The organism is Blastococcus sp. SYSU DS0828 (assembly GCF_054050975.1).
Genome location: NZ_JBJHAK010000025.1, coordinates 56,652 through 69,986, shown reverse-complemented (window position 1 = coordinate 69,986; position 13,335 = coordinate 56,652). Strand labels below are relative to the sequence as shown.

At 74.3% G+C, this 13,335-nt stretch carries 11 protein-coding genes; 6 read left to right on the top strand and 5 right to left on the bottom strand.

What is annotated here, in order from left to right:
* Positions 1 to 442: 442 nt before the first annotated feature.
* Both ACI79Q_RS17455 and ACI79Q_RS17450 read right to left on the bottom strand, forming a co-directional pair.
* Entirely contained in the window at positions 443 to 1,000 is a 558-nt protein-coding gene (locus ACI79Q_RS17455) for an alpha-ketoglutarate-dependent dioxygenase AlkB (RefSeq protein ID WP_456615098.1), read from the bottom strand.
* A gap of 232 nt (positions 1,001 to 1,232) precedes the next feature.
* Positions 1,233 to 3,455: a DEAD/DEAH box helicase gene (locus ACI79Q_RS17450; protein WP_456615097.1), complete on the bottom strand. Its 2,223-nt coding sequence runs from the start codon at positions 3,453 to 3,455 to the stop codon at positions 1,233 to 1,235.
* Positions 3,456 to 3,535: 80 nt separating this feature from the next.
* On the opposite strand from ACI79Q_RS17450, the gene ACI79Q_RS17445 reads away from it, so the two are divergent.
* Positions 3,536 to 4,369, top strand: a complete 834-nt coding sequence (locus ACI79Q_RS17445; protein WP_456591251.1) for a PHP domain-containing protein — start codon at positions 3,536 to 3,538, stop codon at positions 4,367 to 4,369.
* 13 nt (positions 4,370 to 4,382) lie between these two features.
* Here ACI79Q_RS17445 and ACI79Q_RS17440 read toward each other — a convergent pair whose 3' ends face one another.
* Positions 4,383 to 5,564, bottom strand: coding sequence for a benzoate/H(+) symporter BenE family transporter (locus ACI79Q_RS17440; RefSeq protein ID WP_456615096.1), 1,182 nt, complete (start codon positions 5,562 to 5,564; stop codon positions 4,383 to 4,385).
* Between the two features lie 78 nt (positions 5,565 to 5,642).
* Between ACI79Q_RS17440 and ACI79Q_RS17435 the strand changes: the two genes are divergently transcribed.
* Genes ACI79Q_RS17435 through bar form a run of 3 tightly spaced genes read left to right on the top strand, consistent with a single transcriptional unit; the run spans position 5,643 to position 8,318 of the window.
* Complete coding sequence (locus ACI79Q_RS17435; RefSeq protein WP_456613704.1) at positions 5,643 to 6,176, top strand: N-acetyltransferase family protein; 534 nt, start codon at positions 5,643 to 5,645, stop codon at positions 6,174 to 6,176.
* A 55-nt stretch (positions 6,177 to 6,231) separates the two neighbouring features.
* Complete coding sequence (locus tag ACI79Q_RS17430) at positions 6,232 to 7,203, top strand: carbamate kinase (protein ID WP_456615095.1); 972 nt, start codon at positions 6,232 to 6,234, stop codon at positions 7,201 to 7,203.
* An 11-nt stretch (positions 7,204 to 7,214) separates the two neighbouring features.
* Positions 7,215 to 8,318, top strand: a complete 1,104-nt coding sequence (bar, locus tag ACI79Q_RS17425) for a barbiturase (RefSeq protein WP_456591255.1) — start codon at positions 7,215 to 7,217, stop codon at positions 8,316 to 8,318.
* Between the two features lie 78 nt (positions 8,319 to 8,396).
* On the opposite strand, the gene ACI79Q_RS17420 is transcribed toward bar, so the two are convergent.
* Complete coding sequence (locus tag ACI79Q_RS17420; RefSeq protein ID WP_456615094.1) at positions 8,397 to 10,097, bottom strand: signal peptidase I; 1,701 nt, start codon at positions 10,095 to 10,097, stop codon at positions 8,397 to 8,399.
* A 65-nt stretch (positions 10,098 to 10,162) separates the two neighbouring features.
* Positions 10,163 to 10,582, bottom strand: coding sequence for a hypothetical protein (locus tag ACI79Q_RS17415; protein ID WP_456600490.1), 420 nt, complete (start codon positions 10,580 to 10,582; stop codon positions 10,163 to 10,165).
* 424 nt (positions 10,583 to 11,006) lie between these two features.
* Between ACI79Q_RS17415 and ACI79Q_RS17410 the strand changes: the two genes are divergently transcribed.
* Both ACI79Q_RS17410 and ACI79Q_RS17405 read left to right on the top strand, forming a co-directional pair.
* Positions 11,007 to 12,152: a Cache 3/Cache 2 fusion domain-containing protein gene (locus ACI79Q_RS17410; RefSeq protein WP_456613702.1), complete on the top strand. Its 1,146-nt coding sequence runs from the start codon at positions 11,007 to 11,009 to the stop codon at positions 12,150 to 12,152.
* A gap of 89 nt (positions 12,153 to 12,241) precedes the next feature.
* Positions 12,242 to 13,333 carry a PP2C family protein-serine/threonine phosphatase gene (locus ACI79Q_RS17405; RefSeq protein WP_456615093.1) on the top strand — a complete coding sequence of 364 codons (1,092 nt, stop codon included), beginning with the start codon at positions 12,242 to 12,244 and terminating at the stop codon, positions 13,331 to 13,333.
* Positions 13,334 to 13,335: the final 2 nt, after the last annotated feature.

Here is a 13,335-nt window from a genome sequence, read left to right as displayed (position 1 = left end):
TAAGCACGCCGCCAGCGTTCGTCCTGAGCCAGGATCAAACTCTCCGTAGATGATTTGATCGCAGCTGAGAACCGCGAGCTGACACTCGCGATATCAATCAACCAAAGGAATCCCAGCCCCAACCACAAGTGGCCAGGGCACGGGGTATTACTTGGCACTGACTTTCGGCACGCTGTTGAGTTCTCAAGGAGCGGACGCGCGGGAATCCCGGCCAATTTCTTGGCCTTCGTTCGAGGCGGTTTCTCCACTGTACACCGGGCTCCGCATCGGTGAACCTCGGGGGCTCGTCCGGCGGTTTCCCGGGCCTCGCGGCCCGGTCCGTTCTCGCTCGGTGCAGGGAGAACAGTACACGCTCTCCGAGGGGGTCTGCAGGGGGGTCCCCGGGCCCCGCGCGGAGCCAGGGGACGGCGCCTCCAGCCCCGTCGTTCCGCACTTTTCGGGCTCAGGCGACGCCGCGAGGGCGGAACTGGACACTCACCCGCGGTCCGACCGGCTTGGTCGTCTTCGGGATGCAGTGCTCCCAGGTGCGCTGGCAGGAACCGCCCATGACCACGAGGTCACCGTGGCCGAGGGGGAAGCGCAGCGACTCCCCGCCGCCGACCGGGCGCAGGAGCAGCGGGCGGGGCGAGCCGAAGGAGACGATCGCGACCATCGTGTCGGCCGAGCGCCCGCGGCCGATGCGGTCACCGTGCCAGGCCACGCTGTCCCGCCCGTCGCGGTAGAGGCACATCCCCGCGGTGACGAACGGCTCGCCCAGCTCGGGCAGGTAGTGCCGGTTCAGCCGATCCCGGGCCTCGCCGAGCAGCGGGTGCGGCAGCTGCTCGCGGCCGGAGTACCAGCGGAGCAGCCGCGGGACCGCGACCTCCCGCTCGTACATCTGCCTGCGGTCCTCCCGCCAGCCGATGTCACCGAGCAGCACGTCGAGCACCTCGTCCGAGCCGGCCACCCAGCCGGGCAGGTGGTCGACCCACGCCCCCCGGCCCAGGTCGTGACGGGTCACCCCATCCAAGGGTTGGAGCGTCGCCTCGTCGGCGAGATCCCACATCGAGGGCTGGGCAGGCCCCGTCCGGAGGCTCGCGGCGAGCGGGCGAGCGGTGAGGGGGAGGGGGTCCTTCTCCATGCCGGCACGCTACCCCGACTTTTCGCACATGTGTGCGAAAAGCTGTGGATACGCGGCCCTCTGCAGGGGCCCGCGCCGAGCCTGCGAGGCGTGGGGGCAGAGGGGTCCTCCTTCAGGCGGTGAGCGCCAGGGCGAACGGCAGCACCGACGATGCGCCGGCCCGGCGGAGCTCCCGGCCGGCGACGGTCATGGTCCAGCGCGAGTCGGCCAGGTCGTCGACCAGCAGCACCGGTCCCGACACCTCCGCCAGCCGCTCGCGGAGCTCCTGGCCCACGACGATCCGGTCCCACACCGCCGCCAGCCGGAAGGCGCTGTTCCCGCCAGGCTGCCCGGTCGGCCCGCCGTGGGCCAGGGAGAGCTCGCCCAGGTAGGGCAGCCGGCCCATGCGCGCCAGCCCCTGCGCGACGCCCGTCACCAGCTGGGGGCGGCGGCGCGACGGCACCGCCACCACGGCCGCCGGGCGCTCCGCCCAGTCCCAGGCGGCGAGCACGCGGCCACAGGCCCGGAGGAGCTCCTCGTCCGGTGGGACGTCGGAGACCGAGCGGCGCACCGGTACGTCGAAGGCCGCGTCCGGGTCCTCCTCGATGCTGGGCGCCTCGAGGTCGAGTTCCACCACACCGCCGACGCCGTCGTCGCCGAGGAGGGACCGCAGGCGCTGTCCCCAGCCGAGGTCGGTCAGCCGGGCGACGGCGCGGCCGGTCGCCAGCTGCTCCCCCGGCGGGATCTTCCCCTTGACGTCGACGCCCAGCCGGTCGGCGCCGGTCGGCCACATCGCCCGCGGCGCCAGCTCCACCCCGGGACGGTCCAGCGCGGCGGACGCCGCCTCGGACGCCGCTTCGGGGACGTCGGTGGCGTACCAGGGCCCGGCGCAGACGTCGCAGCGGCCGCAGGGGGCGGCGGTCGGGTCGTCGAGCGCGGACTGCAGGAATGCCATGCGGCACTCGGCCTCGTCGACCGGCTTGGCGTAGGTGAGCATCGCGCGCTGCTCGGCCTCCCGGGTGCGGGTGACCCGGGCGTAGCGGTCGGCGTCGTAGACCCACGGCTGCCCGGTCGAGCGCCAGCCGCCCTGCACCCGCTCCACCGCACCGTCGACGGCGAGGACCTTGAGCAGCAGCTCCAGCCGGGACCGCCGGACGTCGGCCACCGTCTCCAGGCGGGCCACCGACCAGGCCTTGCCGTCGGCCATCGCCGTGAGCACCGCGGCGGCGTGGTCCTCGCGCGGCATGGACGAGGTGGCGAACCACTGCCAGATCGCGATCTCCTCGGGGCCGGGGAGCAGCAGCACGTCGGCGTGCTCGACCGCGCGGCCCGCACGGCCGACCTGCTGGTAGTAGCTGACCGGCGACGACGGCGCGCCCAGGTGGACGACGAACCCCAGGTCGGGCTTGTCGAAGCCCATGCCCAGGGCGGAGGTGGCGACCAGCGCCTTCACCTCGTTCTTCCGCAACGCCTCCTCGGCGTCCTTGCGGTCGGCGTCGTCGAGCCGGCCGGTGTAGGCGCGGACCTCGTGGCCGGCGTCGCGCAGCAGGTTCGCCGTCTCCTCGGCCGCCGCGACGGTGAGCGTGTAGACGATGCCGCTGCCCGGCAGGTCGCCGAGGTGGGCGGCGAGCCAGGCCAGGCGGGCCCGGTCCGAGGGCAGCCGCAGCACGCCCAGGCGGAGCGAGTCGCGGGAGAGCGGACCGCGGACGGTGGTCACCTCGACGCCCCCGGCGCCGAGCTGCTCGGCGACGTCGGCCACCACCCGCTCGTTCGCCGTCGCGGTGGTGGCCAGGACCGGCGTGCCGGCCGGCAGCGTGCCCAGCAGGTCGCGGATCCGGCGGTAGTCGGGGCGGAAGTCGTGCCCCCAGTCGGAGACGCAGTGCGCCTCGTCGACGACGACCAGCCCGCAGCGGGCCACCAGCCCGGGCAGCTGCTCCTCCCGGAAGCGCGGGTTGGTGAGCCGCTCGGGCGAGACGAGCAGGACGTCGACGTCGTCGGCGGCCAGGCGGGCGGCGATGTCGTCCCACTCCGTCATGTTGGCGCTGGAGATCTCCACCGCGCGGATGCCGGCGCGGGCCGCGGCGGCCACCTGGTCACGCATCAGCGCCAGCAGCGGGGACACGAGCAGCGTCGGCCCGGCGCCGCGGCGGCGCAGCAGGGCGGTGGAGACGAAGTACACGGCGGACTTGCCCCAGCCGGTGCGCTGCACGACCAGCGCCCGCTGGGAGCGCTCGACCAGCGCGGCGACGGCGGCGTCCTGCCCCTCGCGGAAGACCGCGTCGGGGCGGCCGGTCAGCTCCCGGAGGATCTCCAGGGCCTCGTCGGCGATCGAGGACGGCGGTGCGGCGGTGCTCATGCCGACGACAGTAGGCACCACCGCCGACAGCGACGGCCCCCCGCGCGCGACCGGTGGACGACGGGGAGAATCCACAGGCGATGGACCACCAGGGGCAGCTTCCGGCCGACAACCACGTGCACACCCACTGGTCGTGGGACACCCCCGACTCGTCGACCATGCGCAGGGCGTGCGAGCGGGCGATCGCCCAGGGCCTGCCCGCGGTCGCCTTCACCGAGCACCTCGACTTCACCGTCTGGCACGAGGAGGACCGGGCGACCGCGGAAGGGCTGGTCGACCGCTACCCGGCCCACCAGCTGCCGATCGACGTCGAGGGCTACTTCGCCGAGCTGGCCGAGGTGCGCGACCGGTTCCCGGAACTGCGGATCTGGTCGGGCATCGAGACCGGCGAGCCGCACCTGTTCGCCGCGAGCATCGCCCGCCACCTCGAGGACTCCCCGGTCGACCGCATCCTCGGCTCGCTGCACTCGCTCTCCGACCAGGGTCGGCTGGTCGGTGTCGGCCGGCTCCTGCACGTCGACGCCGACGCCACCATGCGCCGCTACCTCGGCGAGATGGTCGGGATGATCGAGAGCAGCGACGTCTTCCAGGTCCTGGCCCACGTGGACTTCCCCCGCCGGTACTGGCCCGGCGGCTCGCAGCGGTACGTGGAGAAGGACTACGAGGAGGAGTACCGGGCGGTGTTCCGGGCCCTGGCCGGGAGCGGCCGGGCGCTGGAGATCAACACCAGCAGCCCGCTGGCGTCGGCGGACCAGGTGCGCTGGTTCTACGAGGCAGGCGGGGAAGCGGTCAGCTTCGGCAGCGACGCGCACGCGCCTGCCGCCGTCGGGCAGAAGTTCGACCTCGCCGTCGCCGTCGCGGAGGCGGCCGGGTTCCGCCCGGGCCGGGACCGCTTCGACTTCTGGCGCCGCTGACGCCAGGTCCCCGTCAGGCCGGGACGGTGGGCTCCGGCGCGGTGGGGGACGGCCGGTACCAGGCCCAGAGCACCAGCCCGACTACCAGCGACCAGAACGCCGACCCGATGCCGCCGACGGTGATCCCGCTGATCGCCACGAGGAAGGTGGCGACGACGGGGATCCGGTCCTCCGCCCGCGCCAGCGCGGCGCTGAGGGACGAGGCCAGCACCGGCCACAGGGCGAGGCCGGCGGCCGCCGCGACGAAGCCGGCCGGGGCCGTGGCGACGAGGGCTGCGACGGCGGCGGAGACCACCGCGAACCCGACGTAGGCCAGGCCGGCGGTGCGGGCGGCGAGGTAGCGGCGCCCGGGGTCGGCGTCCGCCTCCGGACCGGCCGCCAGCGCCGCGCTGATGGCGGCCAGGTTGATCGCGTGACCGCCGAACGGGGCGCCGAGCAGCGTGCCGGCGCCGGTCACCGCCATGGCCGGGCGCCAGGGCGCCCGGTAGCCGAAGGCGGCCAGCACCGCCAGGCCCGGCACGTTCTGCGAGGCCATGGTGACCAGGAACAGCGGCAGGGCCAGGCCGACGACGGCGACCGAGCCGAAGTCCGGGGTCGTCCACACCAGGCTCGGCAGCAGCGCCGCGACCGGGACGCCGCCGTCCCGGACGGCCAGCCACCCGATGATGCCGAGGGTGACCGCGAAGGCAGCCGGCACGGCCCAGCGCGGGGAGAACCGCAGGAGCACCACCCAGACAAGCACGACGGGCACCACCAGCCAGGGGATCTCCAGCGCGGCCCGGACCGGCTGGAGGCACAGCGGCACGAGGACGCCGGCGAGCATGGCCTGGGCGAGCACCGGGGGGATGGCGCCGATCGCCTCGCCCAGCCGGGGCCACGCAGCGGTGAGCAGGACGAGGACGCCGACGAGGAGGAAGGCGCCGACGGCCACCGACCAGGAGGGCGCCGAGGCCGTCGCCAGCAGCGCGGCCCCGGGCGTGGACCAGGCCACGGTGATCGGCATCCGCGTCCGCTGGGCGAGCAGGACGGTGGCCACGCCCATCGCGACCGAGAGGACCAGCAGGCCCGAGGCGGCCTGCTCCGGTGTGGCCCCGACCGCCCGCAGACCGGTGAGGACGACGGCGAAGGAGCTCAGGAAGCCCACGAGCGCGGTGACCAGCCCCGCAACGGTCGTCGAGGAGGGGGCGGGAGGCACGGCCGGGGACGCTAGCCGAGGGGCACGGGTGTTCCAGCTCACCGCGCTCCGACCCGGCGCCCGGCTACGTTGACGATCATGGGTGCCCCCGCTCCGACCGTCCGCGACGCCACCCCGGCGGACGCCGCCGCCTGCGCCGCGATCTACGCGCCCTACGTCACCGGCACGGCGATCACCTTCGAGCTCGAGCCGCCGACGCCGGCACAGATGGCGGAGCGGATCGCGGCGGCCCGGCGGGCGCACGCCTGGCTGGTCCTCGAGGACGACGGCGCCGTCGTCGGCTACGCCTACGCCGGGCCGTACAAGGAGCGCGCCGCCTACCGGTGGAGCTGCGAGGTGAGCGTCTACCTGGACGGCGGGCGACGACGGCGCGGCGGCGGGCGCGCCCTCTACGAAGCGCTGTTCGAGCGGCTGGCCGCCCGCGGGTTCCGCACCGCGATCGCCGGGATGACGCTGCCCAACGAGCCGAGCGAGGGCCTGCACACGGCGATGGGCTTCGAGCCGATCGGCACCTACCGGCGGATCGGGTTCAAGCACGGCCGGTGGCGCGACGTGCTCTGGGCGCAGCGACCGCTGGGCTCCTACGACGACGACCCGGCCGAGCCGAGCTGACCCTCCTCCGGAGAAGTACTTCACCGCTAAGGGAAATGCGGCTAGGGTCGGCGGGGTGACGTCGACGCGCGTGGTGATCGCCCTGGGCGGCAACGCCATGACCGGGGCCGACGGCTCCGCGACCCCGCAGGCGCAGCGCGATGCGATCCGGCAGGCCGCCGGGCACGTCGCCGAGGTCGTCGCCGCGGGCGTCCAGGTGGTGCTCACCCACGGGAACGGCCCGCAGGTCGGCAACCTGCTGGTCAAGAACGAGCTCGCCGCCCACGAGGTGCCCCCGGTGCCGCTGGACTGGAACGTGGCGCAGACCCAGGCCACCATCGGCTTCACCGTCGCCGACGAGCTGGACGCCGCCCTCGCCGTGCGCGGCCTTCCCCAGCGCACCGCCGCGCTGGTCACCCGAACCCGCGTCGACGCCGACGACCCGCGCTTCGCCGAGCCCTCCAAGCCGGTGGGCCGCTTCCTGCCGCGGGAGCGGGCGGAACAGTTCGTCTCGCTCGGGCAGACCTGGGAGGACCGCGGGGAGAAGGGCTGGCGGCGCGTCGTCGCCTCGCCGGAACCCCGGGCCGTCGTCGACTCGCCCGCCATCCACGCCCTGGCCGCGGCCGGGTTCGTCGTGGTGTGCGCCGGCGGTGGCGGCATCCCGGTGATCGACGACCACGTCGACGGGCACGCCCTGCGCGGCGTCGAGGCGGTCATCGACAAGGACCTGACCGCCGCGATCCTCGCCCGCGACGTCGACGCCGACACCCTGGTCATCGCCACCGACGTCCCGAACGTGATGGTCGACTTCGGCACCCCGTCACAGCGCCCGCTGGGCCGGGTCACCGTCGCCGAGCTGCGCGAACTGGCGGCGGCCGGGCAGTTCGCCCGAGGATCGATGGGCCCGAAGGTGGAAGCAGCTCTCCGTTTCGTCGAAGGCTCCGCCGCCAACCACGCCCCGCCCACCCGCGCCGTCATCACCTCGCTCCAGCACATCGCCGACGCCGTCCGCGGCGACGACGCCGGCACCGTCCTCACCCACTCCTGAAGGGAACCCGCATGCCCGCACCGATCGAGGTCCGCAAGGTCCCGCTGCACAACGTCAGCGACGCCTCCGAGCTCGCCAAGCTGATCGACGACGGCGTCATGGAGGCCGACCGCGTCATCGCCGTCATCGGCAAGACCGAGGGCAACGGCGGGATCAACGACTACACGCGGATCATCGCCGACCGCGCCTTCCGCGAGGTGCTGCTCGAGAAGGGCTCGCGGAGCAAGGAGGAGGTCGGCGACATCCCGATCGTGTGGTCCGGTGGCACCGACGGCGTCATCAGCCCGCACGCGACCGTCTTCGCGACGCTGCCCGAGGACTCGGTCGAGAAGACCGACGAGCCGCGGCTGACCGTGGGCTACGCGATGAGCGACGTCCTGCTGCCCGAGGACATCGGCCGCGTCGCGATGGTCGAGAAGGTCGCCGAGGGCGTGAAGAAGGCGATGGAGGCCGCGGGCATCACCGACCCGGCCGACGTGCACTACGTGCAGACCAAGACGCCGCTGCTGACGATCGACACGATCCGCGACGCCCACCAGCGCGGGGAGACCACCATCCTGGAGGAGCCGCACGGCTCCATGGACATCTCCAACGGCACGACGGCGCTGGGGATCGCGGTGGCGCTCGGCGAGATCGAGATGCCGAAGCAGGAGCAGATCATGCGCGACCTGTCGCTGTACTCCTCGGTCGCGTCCTGCTCGTCGGGTGTGGAGCTGGACCGGGCGCAGATCGTCGTCGTCGGCAACGCCCGCGGGCACGGCGGCAACTACCGGGTCGGCCACTCGGTGATGAAGGACGCGCTGGACCAGGACGGCATCTGGGCAGCCATCCGCGACGCCGGCCTCGAGCTGCCGGAGCGGCCGCACCACACCGACCTCGGCGACCGGCTGGTCAACGTCTTCCTCAAGTGCGAGGCCTCGCCCGACGGCAAGGTGCGCGGGCGGCGCAACGCCATGCTGGACGACTCCGACGTCTCCTGGCACCGCCAGATCAAGGCGTGCGTGGGCGGCGTGACCGCGTCGGTGACCGGCGACCCGGCGGTGTTCGTCTCGGTGGCCGCGGTGCACCAGGGCCCGTCCGGCGGCGGCCCGGTGGCGGCGATCGTCAAGGCGTAGTTCCCAGAACACCACTTCGGGGAAGTGGGGGTCCGGACGACGTTCCGGAGCCCTGCTTCCCCGATGTCGTTCCCGGGATCAGGCCAGGAGACCGCGGAGGCCGACGGGTGGGAGCGGCGCGGTGAGGTCCTCGTCGGCGGCCGCACGGGGCGCCCGGGACGGGGCCGGGACGGGCGGCCTGCCGCGCCGGGCGCCCGCTCCGCCCGGCACCACGAACCGGTAGGTCGCGTCGACGTCCCGGACGGCGAAGACGTCCTCCTCCGCGGCGGCGTGGTGCAGGACGACGGTGTCGAACCGCTCCGCGACCCGGCGCAGGGACTCGGCGTCGGAGACGTCGATGACGGTCCCGCCCGCGGCGAACCCGGCGACCGGCACGATCCGGTCGGCGTGCCGCACGAGGAACTCGTCGGCGGCGTCGCCGCGGCCGGTCCGGCCCAGCAGCGCACCGGCCGCGGCGACGAGCAGCGCGAGGGCCAGCAGGGCGAGGACGACGGCCCGGGCCACGCCGACGGGCACCGAGAGCGCCAGGACGTCGAACGAGCGGGGGCCGACCGTGGTCACCTGCACGGACGTCGGGGTCGCCGCCGTCAGCACGGTCCCGGGGTCACCGGCCAGCCGCAGGGCCGTCGGGTCGAGCGCGAAGTCCAGGCCGGCCGGGGGGCCCGCCTCGAAGGCGGTGCCCCGCACGGTGCCGGTGAGGGCCACGGTGGGGGTGACGGTCAGCGTCGCGGTGCTGCCCGAGACGCCGACCTCGGCGTAGTGCCGGGCCAGCACCTCGGCGGCGCGGGCGGCATCGACCTCGACCGACGCCGCAGCCACCCCGTCGGTGAAGCCGACGACGGGGCCGCTGGCGAGGTAGGTGCTCCAGCCGTCGGCCGCCTGCACGGTGACGTCGAGGCGCAGCGCGCCCTGGAGGCCGGCGAGGTCGGGGCCGGTGACGGTGTCCTCGTAGGAGACGGTCAGCCCGGTCGACAGCCTGGTCCAGACGGTGTCCCCCGTTTCCACCGTCCCGTCGGGGTAGGTGGTGCCGCGCTCGGCGGTCCCGGTGTAGGAGAAACGCCCCTGCTGGGTGACCGTGAGCGGCTCCTCGACCGCCTCGGTGCCGGGGACGACGAGGAGCGCACCGGCACCCAGGGCGGCGACCAGCGCGACGGCGGCGGCCACCAGCGCCACCTGACGGGCGCGGGCCCGCACGAGCACCGTCAGCGAGCCGCGGGGGACCCGTGGGAGCTGCACCGAGCGCACCGGGAACGACGGGACGGCGAAGGACGGCGTGCGCAGGGTCGGCAGCCGGCGGCGGAGCGCCCGGGCCCGGTGGCCGCCGCGCTTCCGGCGGGCCGCGGAGAGGACCAGGGCCGAGGCGACGCCCACGAGCGCGAGCACCGAGGGGGAGCTGATCGCCTTGAGCGCCTTGCCGCCCTGCGGGATGCGGACGAACAGCCGGCCGAGGATCTCCTCCTGCGTCGGGCGGTCCTCGTCGAGCCAGTCGTTGTTGTCGCCCTGGGTCACGAAGCCCTCGGCGTCCGCGGCGACGATGCGGTGCATGACGACCGTGTCGAGGGACTCGCTCCGGTAGGCGACGACGTCACCCACCGAGTAGGTGGAGGCCCGGCTGAGGACCGCCAGGTCCCCGGTGTGGAAGGCCGGCTCCATGCTGTTGCCGAAGGTGGAGACGTACGTCGTGCCGCCGCCGAGGCTGGCGGGCCAGAACAACCACAGGGTCGCCAGCACCAGCGCGACGACGGCGCTGGTGCTGGCGACCTTGGACGTAGCAGTCATGGCGTGGACACCGGTACGAGGAGGGCGGGCAGGCGCACGGCACCCGCCCTATTCGAATGGGTGGGTCAGGGGGCCGTCTGGAAGACGGCCAGGCCGACGCCCGTGAAACTGGTGAACGCGGGGTTGGGTGCGGTGTTGCAGGTGATCGTGCCCACCGTCCCGTCGTGGGTGCCGAAGGTCGTGCACTCGTAGGTCCCGACGATGCTGCCCGGAGTCGTGTTGCTGCTAGGGCCGTTGCGCAGCGTCAGGCTCGCCCCGTGACCGGTGTCGACGTCCTCCTGCACGGTGAAGACGACCTGCGCCAGATTGGCGTGGTCGGTGGTCGACGGCACGTACTGGATGTTTGTGACGGTCACACCGCTGACGGTGTTGGCGCCGAAGCCCGCGATGCTGGCGTCGACGGTGTTTCCGGCGGTGAAGGCGGAGGTGGTGGCGGCGATGCCGGCGACCGCGACACCGGCGAGCAGAACGCGCGACAGGCGCATTGCAGTGGTCCTGTTCTCTCAGTGGCCCAGACCCGCCGGGATGCTGGTCACCCGGTCCACGTGCTGGCTGCGCCGATTCGTTGACGCCCCTGTTCTCGGCACGACCCTGCGCATTCTCAACTCCTGTCCCAAAAGAAACTCGAGTCGCCGAGTCGACAGTTTCGGGACGGTCACCGAATGGCGCCGGAATGGCTTCCTACGGGCGGCTTCGGCGGTCGACCGGCGCGCCTTCCGGGGGTGCCGGGCATGCGGCCTAGCGTGTCTCGGAACCTCCCGGCCGACGGGCAGGTCCACCGGCAGCTGCAGGAGGCAACGGGTCGTGCGTCCGTCCGCGTCGTCAGGCCCCGCTCCGCTCCCCCCGGCGACGGCGGCGGCCGTGCCGGCATCGCGCCCACCCCGGGGCCCCGCCGGGCGGGACACCAGCATGGAGGACGCCGCGCGTCAGGCCGGCGTCCTCGCCCGGGCCTCGCGCGAGGTCTCCGACACCTCCGCGGAGGCCGCCGCCTCCCTCGCCGAGCTGCGCGCCGCGATCGGCGACATCTCCGCCAGCACCGGCCGGGCCTCGGCCGTCGCCGAGGAGGCGGTGCAGGACGCGCAGGCCGTCGACGAGCGGATCGCCGCGCTGCGGACCGCCAGCGAGTCGATCACCCAGTTCGTCCGGCTGATCGGCGCGATCAGCCAGCAGAGCCGCTTCCTCGCGCTGAACGCCTCCGTCGAGGCCGCCCGCGCGGGCGACCTCGGCCGCGGGTTCGCCGTCGTCGCCGACGAGGTCAAGGAGCTCGCCGACCGGACGGCGCAGGCGGCCCGCGACATCGACGCGCAGATCACGGCGGTGCAGCGGGAGACCCAGCAGGCCGTCGAGGCGGTCCGGCGGATCACCGGGACGCTCGGCTCCATCGCCGAGGCGCAGGACACCATCGCCGCCGCCGTCGAGCAGCAGCGGGCGGCCACCGAGCGCGTCGTGGAGAACGTCGACCGCGCGGCCGGCGGCTCCGCACGGATCAGCGAGGCCGTCGGGCAGCTGGCCGACAGCCAGCGGGTGGTCTACGTCCGGCGAGCCCTCGCGGTGGCCGAGCAGCAGCTGGCCGACCTGGGTGGCGCCCGACTCGGCGACGCCCGGACCCCCTTTCCCGTGCGCGACCAGACCACCGGCGCCACGCACACCGCCGCGCTCCCCGACCTGCTGCTCGGCGACATGCCCCTGGAGCGCAGCGACGACCCCCGCCGGCCGTCGCGGCTCGTCGACGAGGTGGTGCGGCAGGTCGGCGGCAGCTGCACGCTGTTCCAGCGCCTCGACGAGGCCGGGAGCATGGTGCGGGTGGCGACGACGGTGCTCACGCCCGCCGGCCGGCGCAATGTCGGCACCGCCATCGCGCGGACCGGCCCCGACGGCCGCCCGAACCCGGTGCTCGCCGCCGTGCTGGCCGGCGGGACCTACACCGGTGCGGCCACGGTTGCCGACCGGCCGTACTTCACCGCCTACACCGGGCTGCGGGACGACGGCGGGGCCCTCATCGGCATGCTCTACGTCGGCCTGCCCCTGGACTCGATGCCCGGCACCGGCGGCTGACCGCTCCGGGGGTCGACGGCGAGGCCGCCACCGTCCTCTAGGTTGACCAGGGGACGCGCCGCGCTGCTGGCGGGCACGAGGGGGATGCGGTGAAGCGGTTCGGGCGCGTGAACACCGCGCTGCCGGCCATCGTGCTGCTGCTCGTCGTGATCGCCGAGGTGATCACCGGCCGCGGCCAGGTGGTGCTGGGGCTCACCGTCATCGCCCCGCTCGCGTCGGCGACCTTCCTGAGCCGGCAGGCCACCGTCGCGTACGCGGCGTCCGCGTTCGTCGTCACCACGCTCCTCGGCCTCTACAGCCAGCAGTACACCGCCGAGACAGCGGTGGCGCAGAGCGTCCGGCTGGTCGCCGTCGCCCTCGGCGGGATCCTGGCCGTGGTGACCTGCGAGCTGCGGCTCCGCCGGGAGGCCCACGTGGCCCGGCTCGGCGCCGAGGCCGCCGCGACACGGGCCTCCGTCCACACCGGCGAGACGCTGCAGCGGGCGCTGCTGGGCGGCATCCCGCAGGTCCCGGGGCTCGAGACGGCCGCCCGCTACCTCCCCGGCGCGCGAGAGGCGCAGGTCGGCGGTGACTGGTACGACGCCTTTCCTTTGACCGACGGCCGCACCATGCTGGTCATCGGCGACGTCGCCGGCCACGACGCGCCCGCGGCAGCCACCATGGCGCAGACCCGCGGGATGCTCCGCGCGCTCGCCCGGGTCGGGCACGGCTCCCCCGCCGCCGCGCTGACCGTGCTGGACGACGTACTGGAGGGCCTGGGGCTGGACACGTTGGTGACCGTGGCCGTTGCGTCCGTCGACCCGCGGGGCGTGGCCGGGAACGCGGTGCCGCTGCAGTGGTCGAACGCGGGGCACCCGCCCCCGGTGGTCGTGCGGGCCGACGGCTGCGTGGAGGTGCTGGAACGGGAACCCGACCGGCTGCTCGGAGCCGGCACCGCCGACGGGCCACCGCGCACCGACCACGAGGTGGTGCTCCGGCGGGGCGACACGCTGCTGCTCTACACCGACGGGCTGGTCGAGCGGCGCGGCATGACCCTCGACGACGGCACCGCCTGGCTGGTGCGGGCGCTGGAGGAGCGCGGCCGGGAGCCGCTGGACCGCATGTGCGACGGCCTGCTGGGCGCGCTGGGCACCCGCGGCGACGACGACATCGCCCTGCTGGCGCTCCGGGTGCCGTCCTGACC